Source organism: Cyclobacterium sp. SYSU L10401 (assembly GCF_010993705.1).
Classification (GTDB): domain Bacteria; phylum Bacteroidota; class Bacteroidia; order Cytophagales; family Cyclobacteriaceae; genus Cyclobacterium.
Window position 1 is genome coordinate 656306 of the sequence record NZ_WOFO01000002.1, and the last position, 25244, is coordinate 681549.

The following is a 25244-nucleotide window of genomic DNA, read 5'->3' on the forward strand; positions in this document are numbered from 1 at the left end:
CAAATCCGGTTAATAAAAAACAATGGCAATGGCATTAATCGGGAATTCGGCCCCACCAGGGTCCTTCATCCCGTATATCCAGCCAGAGTTGCTGCATTTTTGGGATCAATTCCAGGTAGGTGTCATATTCCTGCAGGGCGATATCTTTTCTTTGACCGGGATCTTCTTTGATATGGTATAACTCAAAGTCATCCGGTATGGCTGTTTTCAGCCAATCCACTGCCGGAAAGGTTCCTTCGGCAGCGGTTCCACCAAAATTTTCCCGTCTGGGGGCAAGTTTTCCTACCAGTACATAATCCTGATAGCGCATGGCCATTTGTGCCATGCCCGGCATGTGAGAGGAATTCAATAGAAAAAACCAGATGGGCAAAACCTTTCTTTCATAACTCCTTCCCAGGAAGGCATTGAAGGCATCCGTCCCATCAATGGTTCTGTCCTTTGGAACGTTGGCCCCTGCCAGTTTACAAAGGGTAGGTAAAAAGTCAGTACCGTTAAATAACTGATCACTCACGGTTCCTGCCGGGATATGTCCCGGCCATCGAATGATTCCTGGCACCCGGTGCCCTCCTTCGTAGGGGAACCGCTTCATTCCCCGCAGCATGCCCGGTGTGCCAAAACATTTATCCCGGATGGGATCATCCCACTCTCCGTGAGATTCCTCCAGGGTTACCGGGTATTCCGGGCCATTGTCACTGGTGAATATGACCAAGGTACTATCTTTCAGTCCCTGATTATCAATAAATTGCATAAAAGCACCAAATGAGTCATCTACCTGAGATACGGTACCATAATATTGTTTTGCGTAGGGAGAGATATCCCTCTCCGGCCGTTTCACCCCACCATAGGAAACCTGCTGGCTTAGTGTCCGGATTTCTTCTGAGTCATATAAACTGGCAAAATTTTTGGGCGGATCAATGGGCGTATGCGGTTCGTTGGTAGAAATGATGATAAAAAAAGGTTTGTCTTTGTCCCTTTTCTCAGCGATCCAATCTGCGGCCTCCCGGGAGACAATGTCCACATACCAACCTTCCATCTCCCCTACAGGTATGCCATTTCTTAAAAATTTATCAGGATTTTTAGGGCCTGTCCCAAAGGCATTGACTGAGGTAGCCAGTGAATAATCAAAGCCCATTTCATTTACCGATACTTCATCGGGGGACTCCAGTTTGGAAAGGTGCCATTTGCCGAAAAATGCCGTTTCGTAACCCGCCTCCTGCAGCAATTGGGGCAGGGTGATTTCATTTTTGTCCAGAGTCGTACCAAAAAATCCGGCAATATTATAAAAACCGCTTCTGTAGCCGTTCCTACCTGTAAGGATAGCGGCCCGGGAAGGTGAGCAAACTGCTGCAGCTGAATGCATATCAGTCATTCTTACCCCCTCTCCGGCAAACTGGTCGAGGTTTGGTGTTTTAATAAAGGGATGGCCATAACTTCCCAGGTCACCATATCCCAAATCGTCTGTTAGGAAAATTATGATATTCGGAGGATATGCGGGCTTACTTTGGGAATGGACGGAATCGAGGGAAAAATACCAAAGTACAACCATCCAAAGTAACCATTTCCTATTTGTAGTCATATACTGCATCTTGTCAGGAGTTTGCACCAAGGCAATGCAAAAAGAATTGCCAGAATTTTCGGGTAAACAAAACCCAAAAGCTACCGGCATCTTTTGGGTTTGTTTGGGTGATAATAGTGACTAAAAAAACGGGTGAAAAAGCATCTTTTTAGTCAACCGGCAGTATGTTTACCAAATACCTATAAATCAGCCAACGGAGACATTTTAGCTTTCTTTGAAGCGTTCATTTTCCTTTCCTGGCGAACAACGATAGGGACATAACCTACTTCCATTCCAGCAGGTGGTGTGAGGATCAGGGCTGGATCTATGGCTACCAGTTCCCCTGCAGTAGGGGGAGCCATGTAGGTTTTGTCTATGGTCCAGCTTTCATGGATCTTTTCTACCAGCTGCTGCAAGGCTTCCTTTTCTTCCCTGCTCCAGTCAAACTGCTGGAAGGAAGGCTGATCTATAAAGCGATACCATTTGTAGGTAAGGGTGGAACCATCCTTCAGGTCAATGGAATAGGCTTCAGAAACAGGTCCCGGGTTTGTCCATGCTCCTGATTCAGGTGTAGAATAGGGAAGGTCTTTATCAATTCTGAAATTTCCCGGAACGATTTCATTTCCATCTCTCCAATTGATGTATTGTTCCTCTGTCTCTGCTCCGGCAAAGGTACTTGCTCTCAATTCGGCTGGCACCTCTTCCTCCGTTATGGGTATGCGCTGCTCTCCCTGCTGCTTGAAATACTGAGGGAATAAACCCTTGTCAGCATAGGGATTGTCCTGCCATTGCAGGCCAAAGGCATTGACCTCATTGACGGTAGTCTCCACCACGGTCTCCAGTGCTCCCAATTGCGTACCACCGGCATTTAACTGTGCTCCCTGGTCAAGGGAAATTTTCCTGGGACTGATATCAGGCTTCCAGGAATGGGCTTCACTAAATGCTCCGGAAACAGCTTTCCCCCCATTTTTCCACTTTTTAACCGGATTAAACAAAGCATCTTTGGAATAATAAGTAACGTCCTGCACCAGAACAGAACGACCCTGGGCATCTACGGGGAATTGCAATTGAGGAATTTTGATAAAGAGCTCACCGTCAGCAGTCTCCATTTCAAAGGAAGGCACTGTATTGATTTCCATGGCACCTCCCCCACCCATGGTGCCTTCACGGGCATCCAACCCCATACCTTCTATGACTGGGTAATCTTTGGAGAGCCTGCTCCACATTTCGGGAATATAATAAGCAACAGGTCCTTTGAAATTAGCTGCATTGAGAAAGAGGGTCCAGCTTTGATCGCCGGTTGGTGGCGGTCCATCCCTTTTTTCGGTCAGGGGCAGCATCATATGTGTATAACCCAGGAACTTACCATCCAGGTCCTCCACAAAGGTGATCCCATCCGGTGGTACCACTATCCGGTTGCTAAGTTGTGCAATGCCCAATTCATCCTCCGGCAGGGCTTCCGCCCGGTAAAAGAAGGGCCAACCTGGAGATGCAATTTCGGAATTGTAACAATTGGGTACACCGTTCATACTGAATTTGGGTGGTCCGTAGTGGTAGCGGTTTCCCCGCCAATAGCCCAATCCCCCTTCCTGGGTTTGAAAAACACTGGCCCAGGTAGGACCTCTGGGTTCCCAGGTCCTGGCAATGGTCCCTTCCGGACAGCAGGGGATATCCGTGTTGTCCGGATTATCCGGTATGATCCAATTTCCGGGCAAGCCAATCTGAAAGCCTGCCAGGGGCCTTTCCACCAGCGGCCATACTGCTGTATAAAAGCCAATCCCTGCTCCAAATCCATCCGGACGCCTGGGAGAGCTATAGCCAATGTATCCGTGGAGTCCATTGGCTTTTTGGGAAATTTCATAACCTGCCTTGATCGGGTCTTTGTTCAAGGGTCCGGAAACATGCACCACCAGGCCACTGATTCCCAATAATAAGGCACTCACTAAAATTCGTATATACATATGATTATCAATTAAATCGTCATCAACCCTGTGCTATTCCACGCCGGTACGGGTATCCCACCAGAGCTGTATCCCATAAAAGATGTCCTCTTCTTCAATATCAGAAGGAAAACTTTGATTATGGGCAATTTCGTTGGCGGGATAGGACATGCGAAATGGTGGTCGGTTGTGGTTATTTGCGTAATCATTAGATACCTTATCCAATAAGGGGACATCAGTTCTTCTCACCTCTGCCCAGGCTTCCACACTTTGTTTGTACAAAGCAAGCCAATTCTGCAGCCGTATTTTTTCAAGATTGGTAGAAGATCCGGAACCCCAGGCTACTCCCGGCTGCTGCAGGTAGGCATCGATCATTTCCGGAGCGATCCCATTTTCTTCCAAAGACACTTCAATGCCTTTTTCATAGGCTTCCTGGCTATTCCCACCGGAAACCAGGTCCCTTTCATAGGCCTCAGCCTTGATAAACCATACCTGGGAGGCGTTCATAAAGGGAGAAAAGCCGGTGTCATCGTAACCAAAACGGTCCCCTATATGAGAAACATTGGCCTGGGAATTCATGGGGTCGCTGGTCTGCCCTATCCCCATTTTATAACCATTGAATGCACCATTTTGATTCCTGTCTGCATAAACCGGCAACCGGGGATCATCCAGATTTTCCAGGATACTGATCAGGTCATAATTGGTTCTGTATTGGTCATTTTTATTGCTGGGCGTTCCCAATCGCTGCCTCCAGGGCTCTATATTGGAACTGACCCCAGGCCAGTTTAGGTAGGCATTATCCGTGTGGTCTTCAAATACGGGATAAGTAGCTGGATTACCCAATATCTCAGCCAGAACCGCCGCAGCCTCCTGTGGCACAACGGAGGACATGCGCATGGCTACTCTCAAGCGGATAGAGTTCGCAAACTTTTTCCATTGCATGATATCTCCTCCATAAATGAAATCCCCCACTCCCAGTGCCATACCATTGGGGTCGAGCATGGAATTGGCCTGATCCAATTCTGATAGGATCTTGTCGTAAACTACTGCCTGAGAATCAAATTCAGGACTCAATATCCCTTCTTCATCCAAAAGGAAGGCCTGGGTATAGGGAATATCTCCCCACATGTCCGTCACCTGATGACCGGTATAGGCCTTCATGATCAGGGAAACGGCTTCCAGGTTTTGGTTACCTCCTTCCCTGGCGATTTTTCCGGCATCCACAAAGTAGGCCATCGCCCGGTACAGGTTATCCCATTGCCCATTGTTGATATCTACCCGGAACTCATAATCTCCGGCGCCTATGGCGGCAAGTTGTCCAGACCAGGTACCCGCATAATAGATGCCTATACGCTCTCCAAACAACTGACCGGCCACTACTGTCATGCCAGCACCTAGCACATTACTTGCCGGTACCTCTGATGGCTGATTGGGATTGATGTTCATTTCATTCCAATCTTCCGTACAGGAAGCGAAAACCATCACGAAAGCCATTACCAGGCCGGTGAATTTAGATGTTATGATATGTTTCATTTTTAGCAGAATTTAGCAAATTAACAATTTTACCCAACTGGCAGGTACCCCATTAAAGGGTAATCCGCAGGTTAAATCCATAAGACCGGTTGGTTGGGGGCATGAAGTTTTCAAATCCGGTACCGGCTTCTCCACCACCCATTTGGGAGGCAGACTCCGGGTCAAGGCCCAGCTCCTTCGCTTTAGCACTGCGGTGGAGGATGGCAAGGTTCCGGGCAAAAACGGAGAAATTAACGTTCTGTAATTGCCAGACATTGAACCGGTAGCCAAAGGTCAATTCCCGAAGCTTGACAAAAGAGCCATCTACAATGGAATATTCGTGGTTGTTCCATACCCAGGAACCGTTATAATAATCCTGAGCAGAGATGCGCACATCATTGGGGGAGCCGTCTCCCTTGACTCCATCTACGATAATGCCTTCTTCCCTGACATTGTTTTGCACGGTGTTTTGAAAAGCACCTGTGGGATAGGAATGCCATAAAGTGGTACTGAAGAAATCGCCGCCCGTTCTGAAGTCAAGCAGGCCACCGAAACTGAAATTTCTATAGCGGAAACTATTCTGTATGCCTCCAATCCAGTCTGGAGTCACATTTCCCAGGATCACTTGCTGGTTGGTGGTCATTGGGGTACCGTTGGCACTGATCATGATGTTGCCATTGTCGTCCCGCACATAAGGCAAACCGCTCAGGTCGCCCCAGGGCTGTCCGGGGGTACCCACCAGGCGCACTCCGCCAAATCCGGAGGCAATGGTGATGTTCTCCAAACCTTCATATAAAGAAACTACCGTGCTGGTATTCTTTGCCCAGTTGACGGTGGCATCCCAGGAGAAGTCTCCCCTTTGCATCATCCTGGCCCTCAGAATCAATTCAATCCCCTGGTTTTCAATCTCCGCCGCATTGATCAATTGAGAGGCATAACCCGTGGATCTGGCTGTCGGTACCTGCAATATCATGTTTTCCGTTACCTGCCGGTAATAGGTTGCATCCAGAGAAACCTTATCATCAAAAAACCGCAAATCAGCGCCTACCTCGAAAGAAGTGGTCATTTCCGGTAATAAATTGGCAGGTGGCTTAACCGCTGTGGGGGTGAACAGGGAAATATTGTTGAAAGAAGTGGTACCATAGGTACCCATAAGTTGGTAAGGATCTGTATCTGAACCTACCTGCGCCAGGCTGGCCCGAACCTGAGCATGGCTAAGGGTAGAGGAATTAAACTCCAGTGCCTCAGACAGGGTAAATGCCAGGTTTACAGAAGGGTAGAAATAGGACCGGTTTGCTTCTGGCAGCGTGGAACTCCAGTCGTTCCGTCCGGTAGCACCCAAAAACAAATATCCTTTGTACCCCAATGTGGCTGAGGAATAAATACTATAGGTTTCTCTCAGGCTTTCAAACATACCTGTTCCAGGAGTCCCTCTTACATTGGAAATATTGAAAAGGTCCGGAACGGCCAGGTCTGGAGCGCTCAAAGAAATGGAATTGAACTTATTCTGGCGAAAATTTCCTCCTACCAATGCTACCAGGGAGAAATCATTGGCAAATTCCTTGTTGATGTTCAGCCGGATGTCACTGTTAAACTCTTGCCTGCTTTGATCAGAGAGGGAAAACTGACCGCCCATGTTATTATTGATGTTGGCCCTGGTTCTGGAAAGGGTAATGGATTCCCGCTCTTCATTGTAATAATCCAATCCGGTAACCCAATCGGCTGAAAGCCAATCATTGAGCTGGTAATCTATATTGATATTTCCAAAAAACCGCTGACGGTTCATACTATTGGTATTTTCCAGATCGTAATAGAAGTTATTGGAATTTATGTTATAGCCGCTACCCATTTCATTGCCATGCTCCTCATACACTTTCCGGACTTCGTCCAGGGGAATATTCCTAAAGGCTCCCCAAGCCAGTTTGGTCATCGAACCATAAGAAACCACCGGTATATTATCACTAAAACGGTTGACATAATTAAAGTCAGAACTGACCTTCAACTTGTCGGTGGGCAGCAGGGTGAGGCTGGCGTTAAAGGTATTGACCGTCTGGTCCGTATTGTAAAATGTGCCATTCATTTGCCGGTTGGAAAAGGCTACCCTTCCATAGGCTTGTTTGCCCTTTGCCGTTACAGCCACCTGGTTGATGAAGTTTTTACCGGTCTGAAAGTAGTGGTCATGGATATTATTGGGCATGGACTCCCAGGGGCTGTTGGGTCCCTTTACCCATTGATCCAGTAGCAAACCGGCATCAAACCGCGGACCCCAGGAAGTGGCATTCTCGTTGATCCCACCACCGGTGCCGTCCACATAATTGTAACTATTTTGCTTGGCATATTCATTGTAACTCAGGTTGGATCCCGGATTATTTTCCAGGTATTGCTGCCAATCATATTCTCCGCCCCTTTGTCCAGGCCCGTATTCGTTTTGGAAATTCATAAAAAAACTGGGTACATCAAAAACCATGGAAGAATTCAATTCTACTCCCAGGCCCATTTTTCCCTGTTGTCCTTTTTTGGTTTCAATCAGAATGACCCCATGGGTGGCCCGGTTGCCATAGAGGGCTGCTGCATTGGCTCCCTTCAGGACCGTCAGGGAAGCAATGTTTTCCGGGTCAATGTCTGCCGCTGTATTCCCATAATCCAGTCCTCCGGCACCACCGATGTTACTACTGGAATTATCTATGGGAATGCCATCTACCACAAACAGGGGTTGATTTCCAGAGAAAGAAGCGTTTCCCCGGATGACAATCCGGGAGGAAGCTCCTACCTGGGAGCCACTATTCGTCACCTGCACGCCAGCAATTTTTCCGCTCAGGGAATTGACCAGGTTAAAATCATTGGCAGAGGTCAGGTCTTCAGGTTTCAGGGCTTGTACGGTATAACCCAGTTCTTTTCTTTCGCGTTGTACCCCGAAGGCGGTCACCACCACTTCTCCCAGGTCCTGAGAATCCTCTCGCATGACCACGTCCAGGGTACTTCTGCCGCTGGCATCCAGGGTTTGGGATTCAAAACCGATAAACGAAAAAGAAAGGCTTTGAGCGTCTTCGGGAACATTGATGGAATACTGACCATCCACATCCGTCACGGTACCAATGGTGGTGCCCACCACCAGTATACTGACTCCGGGCAGTGCCTCATTGGTCTCATTGCGGACAGTGCCGCTAACCCTGCTCTGACCAAAGGTTTCGGTCATCATAAAAACCATCAATATCCAAAGGATCCCGGATATTTTATGGTTTAGGGGATTTAGGGTAAAATTTTTCATATGCGTTGATTAAGTGTTAAGGATAGGCTAAGTTAGATTGATGCCGGCTCTTTTGTATCCTACATCTTAACCAAAAAATATGGTATCTTAACCGAAATGAAGTGGCTGAAAAGAAATTGAGGTAGAGAAGTATAAGGAACAGCGTTGACTTTGTTTTGTAAATGTTTATTTTGCCTCCATTCGTCATCGTAGCTGATTGTTCATTGGAAAATGGGATCTATTGAAATATATTCCATTTGGTATTTTCTGAAATTTCCTGATGACATCATTGTTCCCTATTCGTTGAATAGATAACTAATCATAAAAAAACTAAGCCCATGAAAATGATAAGATGGAGAAAAATAAGCCTGTACTTGGTAATTGTGACAATCATTGGTACTAATTCTTGTAATGAGGATGCGGAATTGGAAGGAAAAGTATTTCAATAATGGTCCCGTCAGATCCAAAATACCTTTTTGTTGGCAATGCAGATAGCAAACAATCGGATAATGATGCTACGGCTCAAGGGTTTCGGCTGGAAATTAAGACAATAAGCCCCACAACCTGGTTTTTAAATTTTATATCCTGCATCCTGTCAGAGGAAGAAATCAAATTTTAATTAAAAATCTGTAAACACTTCTAAAACCAGGAGTAGGACACTTTCTGATCCTGATATCACAACCAAATTGAAGTTTTAATTCAAATTTTTAGTACATTCGATATTCATCCTATCCATAAATGTAAATCTGAAAAATAACTCAAAAAAACACCATGAAACCTACCATTCGCCCTATCCTCCTGCTCGCTATTGTATTAAGTAGTTTTGTTATTCCCGCTTCCAAAAGTCCTTTGGCCAATCCCTTCCTCGGCATGTGGGGTTTGGAAATCGAAGGCGGTGGGGTCGGGTGGCTGCATGTGAACGAAGAGAAAGGATTCCTCGATGCCGAGCTACTTTGGATTGGCGGAAGTGTCTTGCCTGTGGCCCATGTTTACCTGGCAGATGATAACACCCTTGTTGTTACGAGAACGAGCAACTCCCGAAAAAGTGATGAGCGAACGCACGTACTCACCCATACCCTACGGATAGAGAAATCCGGAGAATCCTTGAAAGGAACCATGACTGGACCTGGAAGAAACGGGGAATACCAATCCCGCTTTACCGCCAAACGCATGCCTCCCATGCCGGAAAAACCAGACCTGTCCCAAATCAGCTATGGCAATCCCATTTCCTTGTTCAACGGCGGGGACCTTACCGGTTGGGAACTGATGAATCCCAACCAGACCAATGGCTTTGCCGCAGAAAACGGTGTTCTGGTAAACAATCCTGTACAGCCAGAAAATGGGGAGCACATATCCTATGGTAACATTCGCACCCAACAGGAATTTGAAGACTTTAACCTAAAACTAGAGGTCAACGTACCAGAGGGAAACAACAGCGGTGTATACCTGCGGGGCATCTATGAAATCCAGGTAGTGGATTCTTATGGAAAACCGCTGGATTCACACAACATGGGTGCTTTGTACAGCCGAATTACTCCGGATTTGGCCGCTGAAAAACCGGCAGGGGAATGGCAATCTATGGATATTACCCTGGTAGATCGCCACGTTACGGTTATTTTAAATGGTAAAAAAATCATTGACAATGAACCAGCCTGGGGCCCCACCGGAGGGGCCATGAGTGCTGAGGTGCTGGCTCCCGGACCAATATATCTTCAGGGAGATCATGGCAAGGTGAGTTATAGGAATATTGTCCTTACCCCAGTTGAATAATTGAGTGGTTTAACAATTAGGATAAGGATTATCTGAAAAGAGCACCTATTTCCTCGTAAGACCTCTCACCTAATTCCAGGATAACGTTATTTCCAAATAACAGGCAGAAAGTTCCTGGCCAAAACAAAGCTGATCTTTGGATGGGTAGTGGAATTTTATTCACGATCATAGCCCTCTAAGGATCGTTATACACCTGTAAACCGGAGTTCAACCGTTTGGTTTGCCAGCAAAAGGTACATGCAAGGATAAGCAGATTGTCACGATTTCTGACGTATGCAGCACTATGGAAAAGAGTTTTATTGAAGGCGAATTCCAGACAGCTCGTTAGTCCGATCCCGAAAATAGTATTGAAGTATTATTGGGAATCAGTTCTATATGATTTATTAAATTACCAGCCAGACTGGCAAGATGAGGGGCGATACGCAAACTTAAATAATAACACTGGACAAATTTGATGCACAACAACCTGAAAAGAAGAATTTTCTTTGCTGCCCTCACGGTGACTTGCATCATTGTGATTTATGCAGAAATTTTTTTGTGGTCCATGGGCATTTTTGAGCATCGGGAGGTAACTTTTCCCCAAGCCCTGCAAGTAGTAGTAGAATCTTTGACCACGAGTGGCTATGGAGGATTTTCACCCTGGGAAAGTGATTTCTTGAATTACTTCGTGCTTATCATGAATTTAACGGGTGTGGTACTTGTTTTCGTAGCTTTCCCTGTTTTTTTTCTCCCCTCGCTAAAGGGGGCACTCGAAAAATCTCCTCCAACCAAGGTCACTAAAAATGATCATGTCATTATTTGTTCCTATTCAACCCACGCAGAAGTATTGGTAAAAGAGCTTATTTCCCGAAATCAGGACTACGTCATTGTAGAATCGCGCGAGGAAAAGGCAATTGCTCTTTTGAGATCTGGCATGGAGGTCATGGTAGGCGATCCCGAGATGGAGTCTACGTTGGAAGCGGCTGGGTTAACACATGCAAAAACCGTCGTTCTCAATTCAATCACCGACAAAAATATAAGCATTCTGTTTTCCATCAGAAATATCCATAAAACGGTCAAAATAATTGCAGTTCTTGAAGATGAAGAGATGGCAAAATATTATAAACTGGCTGGGGCCGATCATACCATTTCACCAAGACAACTGATAGGAAAAAGCCTGGCTGGCCAGGTTCCTGCCATCTCCATCAAAAATAGCATTGAAATTGATAGCACCGTTGAACTGATAGAGATTGACATAGAAGAAGGAAGTGAACTTTGCAATCAATCTATCAGTGACGCTCATTTATTGGATAAATATCACCTGAATATTATTGGTGCCTGGCAAGACGGCGAGTTTAAAAGCCCGGTCCCTGTTGACCTGGTTTTAAAATCCAAACTACGTTTGCTTGTCGCAGGAGACAGAGAGGAGCTCGGAAAGCTCAATAAAAAGGCAGAAGCCAACATCAGGCAATTTTCCCGGAAACTGGTTCTGATAGTTGGGTATGGCTTATCTGGTAAGGCTGCTTTTGAGATACTGAAGACGAAGAGCATCGAAGTAAAAGTCATTGACATACAGGAAAAAGAAGGGGTTCACATTGTCGGTGATATCCGTGAAACTAAAACTCTTCTGGAAGCCGGCGTAAGTGATGCTTCTGCCATCATTATCACCATTCAGCATGATACGATGGCGATTTTTGCCACTTTGCTGGCGAGGAACATGAACAGCAAAATGCATATTATCGTACGTGCCAATAATATTGGAAATGTGAAAAAACTCTATCATGCCGGTGCTGACTACGTTCAGTCCCTCGCAACAGTGAGCGGCAGGATGCTTGTCTCCAACATATTTGAGGACGAAACGTCCTTAGCCGCTGAAAAACGGATTAACCTCGTGCAGTTGCCGGCTGGTAGGTTATCTGGAACTACCCTGGCCAAAAGCGATATACGAGCTGATAGGGGATGCACCATACTTGCCGTCATCCGGAACGGAGAAAAAATTTCCGCCTTGAACCCCAAAACTTTTGAGTTTCAAGATCAGGATGAGGTTATTATCGCCGGAACCGATGAAAGTATCCGTAATTTCGAGGAAAAGTACATGGACTGATTTTGAAGCAATTTCAGGCTGTCACAAGCCTATTCATCCCCATTTTGGGTTCAAATTGTGAACCCTTACCCAAAGGTCGCAGCCCATCCCCAAATTTTCTTCGGTAGTTGCATCTGCACAAAGATTTCGAAGGAGGAACTGCTTACGCATTTATTTGCTTTTCAATGGTCCTTCGTAAGGCCATTATTTCTGATTTCAGGTCTTCAATTTCCATGGATCCGGCGATTGGGCCTTCCTTTTCCTCGGCATCCCTTCCGATGAAATAGGTAGCAAAAGTGGCTGTGAAATAGCCGAAAATACTAAATCCAAAAACAGCAATTAAAAAGCCCAAACCCCGGCCTTCCGTAGTCATGGGATTAAATTCATTACCTGCCGTTATAACCCGCATCGCCGTCCACCAAAGTGCCAGCCCATAACTGGTAAAGCCAGGGGTCGAATTTTCAAAGGCATACATCCCAGCAGCTCCAGCAAAGGTTACAATCAGGGTAGCAATCATCACATAACCAAAGGCCCGGCGCTTCATGGTTTTGCCTAAGCTACGCAGGCTCCTGTTGAGCGAAGATACGATACGGACAATCCTGATTCCCCGGAGACCACGTAAAAGTCTGACAAACCTCAATACCCGAAATACACGTAATGCCGGAATGAACAGAGAAATGGTAGTCAGCCAATTCTTTTTGAGGAAGTATCGCTTTTCCGGGGCGAGAAAAACTTTTATCAGAAAATCAAGAATAAAAATTCCCCAAATGCCTAAACTAATGTGTTCAAGCGTCCTGTTTCTTCCCCAGACCAACTCAACTATAAGTAAGATTAGCCAAATAAATCCTAAAAAAATCATAGGGGATTCAAGAATGCTTTCTATTGTTCTGAGCAGCTTATACCGTTCACTTTTAATTTCAGGTTTCATACTTTTTGTCGATTAAATGATAGGAACAAATGCCACGACCTATTCATTAACAATGTCCAAGCCATTAACAAGTGAAAATACAGGTTTACATTTACCTTTTGCAATTTTAAGACCAATAGAAAACTATCGGTTTTCAGGGCTTTCTGAATCATGTCATGAAAAGCTTCGGCGGCACCCTACCCATCTTCCCGATGCGAACCTGGTACCCTGAAAAAAATCTTACCGAGAATATTTCCGAATGCACAGGTATCTCCTTGCAAATCCTCCCCTTATATGCCCAAACTTTTGCAAGCTTTCACTAATACTGTCCCATTTATTTCGGGGTGCATGCGCTGATTTCATTAAACGGAACACAGGCTTGTTTGCCGTTGTAAGGGTCAAATCTTTGGCATATATTCACCATTCAAAACACTCTTAGCAACTGATAAGGTATGGAAACTAAATTGATTTCACTTGTTCTGATTTTATTGATAATCGCCTGTAAAGAGAAAAAGCAGGATGAGAGTGCTTCAAGTGGTGAGGAAAAGAAAAGCGAACTCCGTTCAGAGCGTTCAGAGGTATTTGACTCATCAGAAGCGATTTGGAGATATGACTTTAACCAGCAGACTGAAGAATTTGAAGTAACCCAATTACGGGGGGTGGACAGAAATGCGTTAACGGGTGAGGTTTTAGAAAAAATAATCAATAAAACATGGCCGAAAGTACAAATTAAATTTATCAGAACTTCAAATGACACGGCATTTATATCCATTCCTGACAGTCAAGTTTTGACACAACAAATGGGATCTGCTGGTGCGGAGAGTTTCATGGTTTCCACGACTTATTCGTTTACTGAATTACATGGAATAAATCATGTTTCTTTTGATTTCAAAGAGGGTGATCATGGGATACCGGGCGTATACGACCGGAATTCGTGGGACAAAAATAAAAACCCTTTGAAAACAACTGTTGATGAAAAGGCCACCAAACAAGAATAGACCATGGGAAAGCTGGTACGGGAAACAAGCCCTAGCGTAAATGAGCCGTTTGCCCAATACCTTGAAACTCTTCGTGAATAAATGCTTTCGGGGAGAGCATACAATTGACCCTGCAAAAAATGAAATTTTCTCCCTGATTACTGTTGTCAAATACAAAGGGTTCTCTCTTGACTTTGGTTATTTTAAACGATGGATATCGAACAGGTAGTTCGCCAATGGTATAGCACCCGTGGAAGCCCTCTAGAACCAGGGCTTCTCTGTACAAGCGCCTGCCCATGCTGATGGATTTTGACTTGCATCCGGTTATAATGATCTTTCTGTTTTCGGAGGGTATACAGGAGGGAATCTTTTCCCTTGGAGGGTTGCCAACCTGATATTGGAGAGGAAGAAGCGGGCCTTATTTTTTCGCCGCTTTTTGATGTGGCCATTTTTATTTTTCTAAATGAGGCTCAGAATCCGTTCTTCAAATCTAGGCCCGAAAAGAATTCTATTGACTTCGGACAGTAAACCCATCCTTTCATCCTGCCCTTCTTTCCGACCACTGCTAATCTATTTATATTCAGTTTATTAAATAAACTTTTCCCATTCCTTACCAATCAAACCCATTTACCATGAAAATTTTCAAAATAATCATAGCATCTGCCTTCCTGCTGATTTTGACAACCCCTATTTCAATGGCACAGGAAGTAACGCTGGAATTTCAGAATGCAGCAAAAGCGATGGAAGTAGTCCAAACCTACACGAAAGCACTTCAAGCAGGTGATGTGGGCACAATGAATGCTCAATTCGCTACAGGAGCCATGATCTATGGTTTGGGCGGAGGCCTGGACTCCCTTACTGTGGCACAGCACAATGAATATTACACCAATAGTACCAACCAATTCAAGCACAGCCTTTCGCAAGAGCTTTATCTGCCTGTCAAAGTGAGTAACAATTGGAATGAAGGCGAATGGATCCTGTCATGGGGAACAAACACACTTACAAATAAGGCAAGTGGGAAAATAATCGAGGTTCCATATCATACAGCCGCCACAGTCGTAAATGGTAAAATAACATTTATTCGGTATTGGTATGACATGCTCAATGTTCTAGAAACGCAGGGGTTTAAGGTGACCCCTCCCGCTAATTGAGTAAATCACCAACTTCATAATGTCATATTTCCTTTGGTGATCTTGAAATCACCAAAGGGATTTGTTTCCCGCTTGAGAGGTGTTTTTTTGCTACACTCGAAGGTGTTACCGCTGAAAAAAAATTAATCCAATGAAATTTTATTGTAATCTTTTGAAGGTCCCATTGATTGTCATACTGTTTTGTCTATTGGCTTCCAGCGTTTTTTCTCAAGGAATAATCCAGGGAAAAGTGTTTGATTCCCAGTCAAAAGGCCTATCCTATGCCAGCGTACTGCTCAGGAACGAGCCGGATTCCTCCCTGATCAAAGGTGCCATTTCCGACGACTCCGGAAACTATGTATTTACGGACATCCCAAAAGGGCAATACTTTGTGGAAGTAACGATCCTGGGATATGCCAAAAGCTTTTCCCCGGTGTTCCCCTTTTTGGGAACTGAAAAAAGTGATTTGGCGGCTATCTTATTGAAGGAAGAAGACCAGAACCTGGATGAAGTGACGGTAACAGCCACACGGCCTCTCTTTGAGTTGGAACAGGGGAAAATGGTGGTCAATGTAGCGAACAGCGTTTCTGCTGCGGGCTTGTCCGTCATCGATGTGCTGGACAGGTCTCCCGGGGTAATGGTGAACAGACAGGGTAATTCGCTTTCCGTTTTAGGGAAAAACGGCGTGGTTATCCTGATGAATGGCCAACGGTTCCGAATGCCCCTGGAGGCGGCTTTTCAGATGCTGGCCGGTCTCAACTCCAGTGATGTCGAAAAGATCGAAATCATTACTGTCCCTCCGGCCAACTATGATGCGGACGGTGATGCCGGATTTATCAATATTGTGATGAAAAAAGACAACGATATGATAGGCACCAACGGTTCTCTGACCATCGGACAAGGCTATGGATCAGGCTACAATGGCAATATGAGCTTCAATCTCAACCATCAAGGGCCAAAATTCAGTTGGTTTGGTCTTTTGTCCACGACTTATGTAGATCAGGTTCAGGAATGGGAACAATTTAGAGGCAATAACAACGGATTTGAAGACATTAGTATTGATACAAATACCGATCGGTTTTCCACCAGAAAGTCCATCAATTATCAGGCAGGGTTTGACTACAAATTGGGAAGCAATACCATCTTCAGTGGCTTGGTCAGTGGCTATACTAACCGTTGGGATATGACTGCACCCAATGTCACAAAATCCAATTATTCCATCTCCCCGGATACCCTTTTTAGAATGACAACGGTAGAAGTTAATAAATGGAGTCATATCATGGGCAATATCAATCTTCAGCATACATTCCAAAATGGTCAGGTCATCAGTACCAATGTAGATTACCTGACCTACAAAAATTCCAACCCATCCAGGTATACCATTATGAATTATGATGAATCCAATGATTTGATCGGATCAGAGGAATTCAGAATAACCAAGGATACCCCAATTGAGCTTTGGGTGACAGATCTTAACCACTCCATGAAAATCGGGGAATCAGTAGCCGTAGAATCAGGTCTCAGAGCTACTTTTTCAGAATTTACCAATACGGTGCGCTTCGAAGAGAAACTTGGATCAGATTGGCTGGTTGATCCAAACTTCACCAATGATGGCTTTCTCGAAGAAGATATATTGGCAGCTTTTTCCACAGCAAAAATTGAATTTGATGAAAAAACCACCTTAAATGCAGGGCTACGATACGAGAACACCAAAACCAACCTGACGACCGTTTCAGGAGAAAAAATCGTTGACAGGCATTACGGGGATTTCTTTCCAACGGCATTTTTATCCAGAAAAATAAATGATGACAACCTGGTACAGCTGTCTTATGGACGCAGGATTACCCGCCCTACTTTCAATGAGATGGCACCTTTCGTGTTTTTTTCTGACCCTTTTACCTTTTTCGCCGGCAATGAAAATATACTTCCTACCTACACCAACAACATCAAAACAGATTATTCTTACAAGAGTATGATTTTCTCGGTGCAGCATAGCATGGATAAAGATGTAATCGCACAATTTCAACCTACCCTAAATGAAGAGACCAACACCATATTCCTTAAAACAGAAAATATCGACCAAAGGCAGACGGTATCCATGATTGTCGCTTTCCCCTTGAAAGTGACTTCCTGGTGGGAAACCCAAAACAACTTCACGGCAAATTATCAGAAAGTCAATTCAGAACTGAATGGAGAGGCCTATGATGTTGATCAGAAAGGTATTCAGGTAGTGCTCACAAATACCTTTACACTTCCCAAAAAATATACCATAGAGTTGATGGGGTATTATATGTCTCCCAGTATCATGGGATATTACAAAGTACTTTCGCGGGGCTTTCTCAATCTGGGAATCCAAAAAGACTTCCAAAAGGCCGGGGTGTTAAGGTTATCCTGCAACGACATACTCGAAAGCAGTCAACTCAGGTGGAGATCATTCGATGGTGCTGATTTGGAAATTACAGGTAGGCTCAAGTTTGAAAAAAGGGTGTTTATGGCCACCTACACCTACAAGTTTGGTAATAGCAAAATCAAAGGAACCAGAGACCGAAAAGTAGGCTCCCAGGAAGAACAGAGAAGGGTGACCAATTGATCATTTTTTCCTTGAGAAAATAAATCGATGCATTCGGACAAAAAATGGGGTGGCTTCATCCTTGATGGGTTTCATTTCAAAAAATAAAAAGATAATTTTAGTTAATACAACTATGAGCGTCTAATTTCTATCATTAACTATTAAATAAAAAAAATGAATAATGATAAACCAGAATACTTTAACCTAAGACCTGAAGTAGAAAAAGCCTACGGATATTCCCACGCCGTCAAGATTGGCAACAGCATCAAAATATCCGGAGCAGTCAGCATGAACGACGAAGGTGGGCCCACCGCAGTGGGTGATTTTCTTCAACAAATGAAAAATTGTTATTCTGATCTGGACAAAGTACTAACGCACTACGGCTGCACCTTTGACGATGTGGTGGTGGAGAATGTATTTACGACCGATATGCAGGCTTTTTTGGAACATGCCGAATACCGCAATTCCATCTACACCCTGCAGTTTCCGACAGGTTCCTGGTTGGAGGTCAAAGGTTTGGCATTGCCTGAATTTCTGATCGAAATTGAATTGGAAGTACATAAACCACAATAACTAACTTTTCCAAAGTTTGGAACTTTGGAAAAGTTAAAAAGTAACTTAACCATTAAAAAAAGAAAGATTTTTATGAAAACACATGAAGATGATTTAAAAATTGCCACCCAAAATCAGGCTGTCATAGATGTACTCTATAAGGCCTTTGCCGTTGGCGACATTCCCGCAGTTCTGGGAATGATGGATTCAAATATCATTTGGAATGAGGCTGAAGGCAATGCCTATGCAGATAGCAATCCATATAAAGGACCAGATGCGGTGCTGAATGGTGTTTTTGCCCGCATTGGTGAGGAACATGAATATTTTAATTTGAAGGATATCGAGCTGCACGAGATGTTTAATGACAAAGTATTGGCCACCTTACGCTATGATGCCAAAACCAAAAAAGGAAAAACATACAATGCCCAAGTGGCCCATTTCTGGACATTGAAAGACGGGAAAGTGGTTGCTTTTCAACAATATGTGGATACGAAAAAATTACATGATGCCTTAATTGAGTAAAAAATCAATTAGGTTAAAATCCAAGAATTTAATTTATACCAATCCGCCATCACCCTTGTCCACACTTTAAACTAAATAAAAAATATGAACGTATCCGCTTATGCCGCCAACGGCCCCCATGAAAAATTAACCCCCTTTTCTTACGAATTAGGAGAACCAGGTGCTGAACAAGTCGATATCCGGGTGATTAACTGCGGAATCTGCCATTCAGATCTCAGTATGATGAACAATGACTGGGGAATGACGGCCTATCCCATTGTCCCCGGCCACGAGATTATTGGTGAGGTGATCGCAGCAGGCAATGCAGTAAAAAATGTGAGAGTTGGGGATAAGGTCGGTGTGGGTTGGTTATCGGGATCCTGCATGGCCTGTCATGAGTGTATGGATGGCTCCCATCACCTGTGCACTGCAGCCGAATTCACTATTGGTGGCAGACATGGTGGCTTTGCAGACCATGTGCGTAGCCATTGGTCCTGGGCTATTCCCCTGCCTGAGGGTATCGACCTGGATAAGGCTGGCCCTTTGCTTTGTGGTGGCATTACCGTGTTTAATCCGATCATTATAGCCGGAGTCAAAGCAACTGATAAAGTTGGTGTCATTGGCATCGGGGGCCTGGGCCATATGGCACTCAAATTCCTGAACAAGTGGGGCTGTGAAGTAATTGCTTTTAGCTCCAACCCTGATAAAAAGAAGTCCGTCCTGGAAATGGGGGCCACACAGGTTGTGGATTCCACAAATCCAGAGGAACTGGCAAAAATCGCCGGAAGTTTGAGTTTCATTCTCAATACGACCAATGTTACGTTGGATTGGAATTCGTATTTGACCGCTTTAGCCCCAAAAGGAAAATTTCACAATGTGGGAGCGGTTTTGGAACCGATGGCCATACCTGCATTTTCCTTGATTATGGGAGAAAAATCTGTCGCAGGTAGCCCTCTTGGAAGCCCGGCCCTGACACGAACCATGCTGGAATTCTGTGTTAGACATGGCATTTATCCGATTACAGAAGAATTCCCCATGTCACAGGTCAACGAAGCCCTGGAACATTTGGAATCTGGGAAGGCCCGTTTCCGAATTGTATTGAAAAACTAGGGGATTCAACTATCCTATCATTGGAAGAATTTTCAAAAACGGGTAGGCCGAAAACCGATTTAGCCTAGGTAGTTAGTAAACAAAAAAATATTTATGAAATTGAAAGTTATTGGATTAGGTCTGGGAAGAACCGGCACCTATTCGTTGAAAACAGCACTGGAACAACTGCAACTGGGTCCTTGCCACCACATGGAGCGTGTGGCGCAAAACATGCCAGTGCAACTGCCCCTTTGGAATGAGGCATTGAATCATCCGACCGACTTTGACGCCGTTTATGAAGGCATGCAAAGTGCCGTGGATTGGCCTACCGCTGCCTTTTACAAAGAGCTTTATGCAACGTATCCGAATGCTCGATTTATTTTAACACACCGGAGCAAAGAATCGTGGGCAGAAAGCTTTGGTTCTACGATCTACAAATTGCTTACCGAGCGGGAAAACGCACCGGCACCCGTTCAGGAATGGCTCAACATGGTGGTGAAGGTGATTGAAAAATCAGGTTTTCCAATTGGCCTTGATTTTGAGGGCCTGGCAGAAAGATACGAAGCACATAATAAAGCAGTCGTGGATTTAATCCCACCCAAACAACTGCTGGTATATCAGGTAAAGGAAGGCTGGGAACCATTGTGCGGGTATTTAAACGTAGAGGCCCCCGATACGGCGTTTCCCCGCACCAATAACCGGGAAGAATTCTGGGATTTGGTAAATGCTGCCACAAAGCCAACATCTTGATGCCCCTCAAACAAGAAAATTCAGCTCTAAGTTAATCAGTAAGGTGGAACTACTGCACGTGTTTCGGGTAGTATCGGCTAGGAAATCATTCAAAAAAATAACCCCTCAGCTGTTGGTAATTACCAAGGCCTTTTTCTAGAAGCTTGGCCCTATCAAAAAGACAGCTGGCCATGGTTGTCCTGGCAGCATGCCAATTTAGAAGCCATTAACCTGTATCTGATGGCCTTGGATTCCTCGGATTACAATGCCGGGATGCTGCTATTTAAAACGTACTTTGTGTTCGGGGATAGGGCAGATCTTGTGAAGCCTGTGTGTCCCCGAACCGCCAGCATCCGTCCGGGCTAGTAGCGGGTGGCTAAGCCGGGCGCTACGGCCCCCGTTACACGAGTTGGATTTCAACTGCCGATACCGAAGCAGCAGGAAAGGTCCATTTTCCGTCGACAGGTGCCTCCTTTGTTTGTATTTGGAGTGGGTCGGGCTCCCGGGAGATTACTTCAAACTCCGGATCGGCTGCCATCTCGTGCACCTTGATCGAGGCTATCGTTTCCCCTTTTAGAGATAAGGTGGTTTTTACGGGCGAAGATCGATGCGTATTGACTACGTGCGCAAACAACGTATTCCCTTTTTTACTTGCAGTAACGTCCAGGTAGGCGGGCGTTTGTGTGGTTGCGCAATAGTTGGTGCCGCTGTACTTTCTGTAGAGTTTCATCACTTTTGCAACGGGCATCAGGAATGTTTCCCCGTAGGATCTTGGAATAGGAATCATCAGGGCATTGACCTGCCAGCGCGTGCCGCAAAAATCCGCCATGGTCGCGATCTTGAGCAGGTCCCCGTGGCGTTCGTGTAAATTTGCCATGCGGGCATAGGAAACACCGGTGGCCCAGGTGGACATCACCTCGTTTCGGTTTCTGCCCGGAAAACTGTAGTGGCACTCGGTCAGGGCCATGGGCATTTGGTAGGGCTCCACCTGTTCCCGCATGGCAACTACTTTTTTCTCGTGGTAGGCACAGGCATTCATCAGGTATTCCCAGGTTCGGGCTGGATCTTTCCGGTAATCTACTCCTTTCAAGGGGTTGCCTGGGTCCCTGCCGTAGGGATTGAACATGTGGTGAAACGCCACGTAATCCAGGTGCTCTCCGGCACGCTCGATCATTTCCCTGGCCCAGAAGGTTTCTTTTCCTTCACCCCATCGTTGCAAACCGCCCCAGCCGATCAGTTTGATAGACGGATCTGCCCGAAGCATCTCTTTGCTAAACGCCAGTGTCTTCTGAACGGCGGTATCCAGGTGGAAACGGTCGTTGGCATAGGAGGTTTCGTTACCGATTTGCCAGAAGGGGATTTGCAAGGGACCGTCTATACCGTGGCCCTTTCGCAGCGAATTGTCTGGATTGTTGCAATAGTCCACCCATTCGGCTGCTTCCTGAGCGGTACCCCGCCGATCGCTACCCATACCGTCAATCGACCATCCGGGACTGCCTTCCGACTCAAAATTCACGCACATGAGCGGATCGGCCCCCACCTGCCTGCAAAAGTCGACGAATTCTGCGGTGCCTACCTGGTTTGATTCATACCCGCCCCACAGTAGATTTTGCATGGGTACACGACTGCTTCGCTTACCGATGCCCTCTCGCCAGCGGTAATACGAACTGAAAATACCACCAAACCGCACCATACTGGGCGCCAGCTCCCGGGTGGCTTCCAGCACGTCCTCCCGCCAGGCGTGTTTACTAAAATCCCACGCGGCCTCTACCGACCCATCGGTGCGGCCCAGGGGTTCCATAAACTGCATGTACAAATAAGGAGACAAGGCAAAGGTAGGCTCGGGATCAATTTCGATTCCCTCTTTTGCCTTAACGACAACAGACCTGGCGCCGGCTGACAAGTCCGGGCTAGCTGCTAATCCCGCTCCGGCAAAAGCAGCGGATTTAATAAAGGTTCTTCGGTTGATACTCATTTTTGAAATAGGGTCGTGTACGCAATATACGGACGGATAGGTTACGATTTCGGCAATAAAGCAGCAGCAGTGATCATTGGAAAAGCCAATAGGTAAGAAACCTGCATACCTGCCATCGTTTTAAATTAATAAAAATTCAATAATCCACAAAAAAATGAGGAGCGCAACAGCCCAAACGAAAAAATACCAGGACGCATTAAAGAACTAAATATGTCGTGATCATGGATACTGGCCTGTAGGTTGGAGGCGCTGCACACCTACCCCATGCACCTGCGCTTTGGCCAATTTATTCCATAGATGTCGCTTTGGGAGCGGCCAACCACTACCTGGCTTAAATCCGCGGGCGGACGTAAGGTTTTCAGTAAATGATTCACATCGGTTTGATCATGCGGCAAATGTTGGGTACATTTCTATCGTAAACGAATTCATCCTAAACGATAGTCAAAATGAAAACAACGCTTATTCAAAACCTAATGAGAATCCTGCTGGGTGGCCTAATGGTACTGGCAGGACTGGGTCATTTGACTTTTCAACGGGAGGAATTCCTGGCCCAGGTTCCACGATGGTTACCTGAGGATCCAGCGTTTATGGATTTTGTCGTCATATCCTCTGGCTTGGTAGAAATATCGCTGGGACTTGCTATGATCTTTTTAACCGGGTATATCTATTACGTGGGGATTGCGTTGGCGGTCTTTTACGTACTTATCTTCCCTGGAAACCTATCTCAGTACACCAATGGTATCGATGCTTTTGGCTTGGATACCGACCAAAAACGATTGATACGGCTATTTTTCCAACCTGTATTGGTTGTATGGGCCCTTTGGTCCACCGGCGCTTTCAATAAATGGACTCAGAAAAATAAAAATGGAACCTAAAAAATGTTTTATGATTTCGAAACGAAGCGTCTTGCCAGCTTAACTATGGGGTGAGTTTTATTATGTCGGATAAAGTTTGCGTGAATGGAAAACATACGCATTCCCTCTTCACATTTCTAAGACCGGAACCTGGCGGCGTGGTTGGAAATCGCATCAAATGGAATAACAGCGATGAAATGAGATGTACACTGAATCTGAATCGAAAGATAACAACAACCAATTCCTACGCCTATGAAAGCGGTCCAATTTACAACATACGGCAATCCTGAAAGAGTGCTTGCTGTAAGGGGGGTGGAGAAACCCATTCCCAAAAATCACGAGGTATTGATAAAAATACGTGCTACCGCCATAAATGATTACGATTGGAGCCTGGTACGCGGCAAACCCTACCTGTACCGACTGCTATTTGGCCTGTTTCGACCCAAGGTGCAAATTCCAGGAATGGAATTGGCAGGAATGGTGGATGCAGTCGGATCGGATGTGACAAAATTTGCCGTTGGAGAGGCCGTATTTGGAGATATTTCGGAATATGGTTTCGGGACCTTTGCTGAATACATCTGTATAGATGAAAATGCTTTGATCAAAAAACCAGAGAACCTGGGTTTCGAAGAAGCCACGGCGGTACCCCATGCATTTTGCCTCGCTTTGCAAGCGCTTCGGGACCATGGAAAACTTAAAAAAGGGCAAAAAATCCTTATCAACGGCGGTGGAGGTGGGGTAGGAAGCCTGGCCGTTCAGCTGGCCAAACTGGAGGGTTGCGAGGTAACCGGAGTTGACTCGGGAGAAAAACTGGAGCAAATGAAGGCAATCGGTTATGATTTTGTGGTTGATTACAAGAAGACCAATTTCACAAAGAAGGGCGAGACCTACGATTTGATCCTGGATTGCAAAACCGCCCAATATCCCTGGTCCTACTTACGGGCCTTATCCACGAACGGAAAATACATTACGATCGGTGGCAAACCGGCCAGCTTGATAAATCTGCTCGTTTTTGGCAAAATACTATCCCTATTTTCCACCAAAAAGCTTCAAATAGTAAGTTTGAAACCCAATAAAGATCTAGACTATTTCCTGGAACTCTTTAGCCAAAAGAAGATTCAGATCTTCATTGACGGGCCCTATTTACTCGGGGATACCCCCAGACTGATTCAGTATTTTGGTGAGGGAAAGCATCAGGGCAAGGTGGTAATCAGTCTGGGACATGCTGAATAAAAATAGACCATGGAAAAGCTGGCACGAAAAACAAACCCAACCGTAAAGGGGGTATTTGCCCAATATCCTGACCCCGTTCGTAATAAAATGCTTTTTTTACGGGAATTGATTTTCGAAACGGCCGAAGAAACGGAGGGTGTTGACGAGCTGGAAGAGACATTGAAATGGGGGGAACCAAGCTACCGGACCAGAAAGGGCAGCACCATCCGAATGGATTGGAAAGCAAAAGCCCCGGATCAGTATGCCCTGTATTTCCAATGCACGAGTCGCCTGGTGGATACCTTTCGAATGGTCTTTGACCGTACCTTTCACTACGAGGGAAATCGGGCCATTATATTTGCAATAAACCAGCAAATCCCGGTCCCGGAACTAAAAGAATGCATCAAAGCGGCTTTAAGGTACCACAAAGTCAAAGACCAACTGACTTTGGGGATTTGATTTAAAAAAACCTTTTTTACATTTTAGCCTTACCATTCCAGAAATTTAAATTTTGAACCGATCAATGAATAGAATGGCTGCAATTCCATTCCTACCGAGTATTTGCTTGGTTACTTTACAAAAGTAGCCGCTTGTTTGGAGCTTTTTAATCTGTGTAAGATGATGGCTCTGATAATTATGAAAGCGGGCTTCAAAAAATCTTAC

Annotated in this window: 18 protein-coding genes; 12 read left to right on the forward strand and 6 right to left on the reverse strand. The window is 45.3% G+C overall.

From position 1 onward, the window contains the following. Positions 1–34: 34 nt before the first annotated feature. The 4 genes from GL182_RS07610 to GL182_RS07625 all read right to left on the reverse strand — a co-directional run bounded on the left by GL182_RS07610 (position 35) and on the right by GL182_RS07625 (position 8275). Positions 35–1546 carry a sulfatase gene (locus tag GL182_RS07610; protein ID WP_163379036.1) on the reverse strand — a complete coding sequence of 504 codons (1512 nt, stop codon included), beginning with the start codon at positions 1544–1546 and terminating at the stop codon, positions 35–37. Positions 1547–1755: 209 nt separating this feature from the next. Further along, complete coding sequence (locus tag GL182_RS07615; RefSeq protein WP_240469729.1) at positions 1756–3516, reverse strand: hypothetical protein; 1761 nt, start codon at positions 3514–3516, stop codon at positions 1756–1758. A gap of 33 nt (positions 3517–3549) precedes the next feature. Then, positions 3550–5028, reverse strand: a complete 1479-nt coding sequence (locus GL182_RS07620) for a SusD/RagB family nutrient-binding outer membrane lipoprotein (protein WP_163379037.1) — start codon at positions 5026–5028, stop codon at positions 3550–3552. A 52-nt stretch (positions 5029–5080) separates the two neighbouring features. After that, a complete protein-coding gene (locus tag GL182_RS07625) occupies positions 5081–8275 on the reverse strand; it encodes a SusC/RagA family TonB-linked outer membrane protein (protein WP_163379038.1) in 3195 nt (1064 codons plus the stop codon). A 750-nt stretch (positions 8276–9025) separates the two neighbouring features. Here GL182_RS07625 and GL182_RS07630 point away from each other — a divergent pair. Both GL182_RS07630 and GL182_RS07635 read left to right on the forward strand, forming a co-directional pair. Then, positions 9026–10024 carry a DUF1080 domain-containing protein gene (locus tag GL182_RS07630; protein WP_163379039.1) on the forward strand — a complete coding sequence of 333 codons (999 nt, stop codon included), beginning with the start codon at positions 9026–9028 and terminating at the stop codon, positions 10022–10024. Between the two features lie 454 nt (positions 10025–10478). Next, positions 10479–12107, forward strand: coding sequence for a potassium channel family protein (locus GL182_RS07635; protein ID WP_163379040.1), 1629 nt, complete (start codon positions 10479–10481; stop codon positions 12105–12107). A gap of 142 nt (positions 12108–12249) precedes the next feature. Here GL182_RS07635 and GL182_RS07640 read toward each other — a convergent pair whose 3' ends face one another. Continuing rightward, a complete protein-coding gene (locus tag GL182_RS07640; protein ID WP_163379041.1) occupies positions 12250–13014 on the reverse strand; it encodes an ion transporter in 765 nt (254 codons plus the stop codon). Positions 13015–13445: 431 nt separating this feature from the next. On the opposite strand from GL182_RS07640, the gene GL182_RS07645 reads away from it, so the two are divergent. From GL182_RS07645 to GL182_RS07675, 7 genes are all read left to right on the forward strand, one after another. Beyond that, positions 13446–13991 (forward strand): hypothetical protein, encoded by a 546-nt coding sequence (locus GL182_RS07645; protein ID WP_163379042.1) that lies wholly within the window; start codon positions 13446–13448, stop codon positions 13989–13991. 611 nt (positions 13992–14602) lie between these two features. Then, positions 14603–15121, forward strand: a complete 519-nt coding sequence (locus GL182_RS07650) for a nuclear transport factor 2 family protein (RefSeq protein ID WP_163379043.1) — start codon at positions 14603–14605, stop codon at positions 15119–15121. A gap of 130 nt (positions 15122–15251) precedes the next feature. Continuing rightward, the gene (locus GL182_RS07655; RefSeq protein WP_163379044.1) at positions 15252–17690 is read left to right on the forward strand and encodes a TonB-dependent receptor domain-containing protein; all 2439 of its coding nucleotides are present in this window, start codon (positions 15252–15254) and stop codon (positions 17688–17690) included. 153 nt (positions 17691–17843) lie between these two features. Next, a complete protein-coding gene (locus GL182_RS07660) occupies positions 17844–18242 on the forward strand; it encodes a RidA family protein (protein WP_163379045.1) in 399 nt (132 codons plus the stop codon). Positions 18243–18314: 72 nt separating this feature from the next. Then, the gene (locus GL182_RS07665) at positions 18315–18743 is read left to right on the forward strand and encodes a nuclear transport factor 2 family protein (RefSeq protein ID WP_163379046.1); all 429 of its coding nucleotides are present in this window, start codon (positions 18315–18317) and stop codon (positions 18741–18743) included. 84 nt (positions 18744–18827) lie between these two features. Beyond that, positions 18828–19832, forward strand: a complete 1005-nt coding sequence (locus GL182_RS07670) for an NAD(P)-dependent alcohol dehydrogenase (RefSeq protein WP_163379047.1) — start codon at positions 18828–18830, stop codon at positions 19830–19832. 93 nt (positions 19833–19925) lie between these two features. Next, positions 19926–20561 carry a sulfotransferase family protein gene (locus GL182_RS07675; RefSeq protein WP_163379048.1) on the forward strand — a complete coding sequence of 212 codons (636 nt, stop codon included), beginning with the start codon at positions 19926–19928 and terminating at the stop codon, positions 20559–20561. 379 nt (positions 20562–20940) lie between these two features. On the opposite strand, the gene GL182_RS07680 is transcribed toward GL182_RS07675, so the two are convergent. After that, positions 20941–22515 (reverse strand): alpha-L-arabinofuranosidase C-terminal domain-containing protein, encoded by a 1575-nt coding sequence (locus GL182_RS07680; RefSeq protein ID WP_163379049.1) that lies wholly within the window; start codon positions 22513–22515, stop codon positions 20941–20943. 446 nt (positions 22516–22961) lie between these two features. Between GL182_RS07680 and GL182_RS07685 the strand changes: the two genes are divergently transcribed. From GL182_RS07685 to GL182_RS07700, 3 genes are all read left to right on the forward strand, one after another. Continuing rightward, entirely contained in the window at positions 22962–23390 is a 429-nt protein-coding gene (locus tag GL182_RS07685) for a hypothetical protein (RefSeq protein ID WP_163379050.1), read from the forward strand. A 231-nt stretch (positions 23391–23621) separates the two neighbouring features. Continuing rightward, positions 23622–24602, forward strand: coding sequence for an NAD(P)-dependent alcohol dehydrogenase (locus GL182_RS07695; protein ID WP_163379052.1), 981 nt, complete (start codon positions 23622–23624; stop codon positions 24600–24602). Positions 24603–24611: 9 nt separating this feature from the next. Then, positions 24612–25040 (forward strand): DUF1801 domain-containing protein, encoded by a 429-nt coding sequence (locus GL182_RS07700; protein WP_163379053.1) that lies wholly within the window; start codon positions 24612–24614, stop codon positions 25038–25040. The last annotated feature ends 204 nt before the right edge of the window (positions 25041–25244 follow it).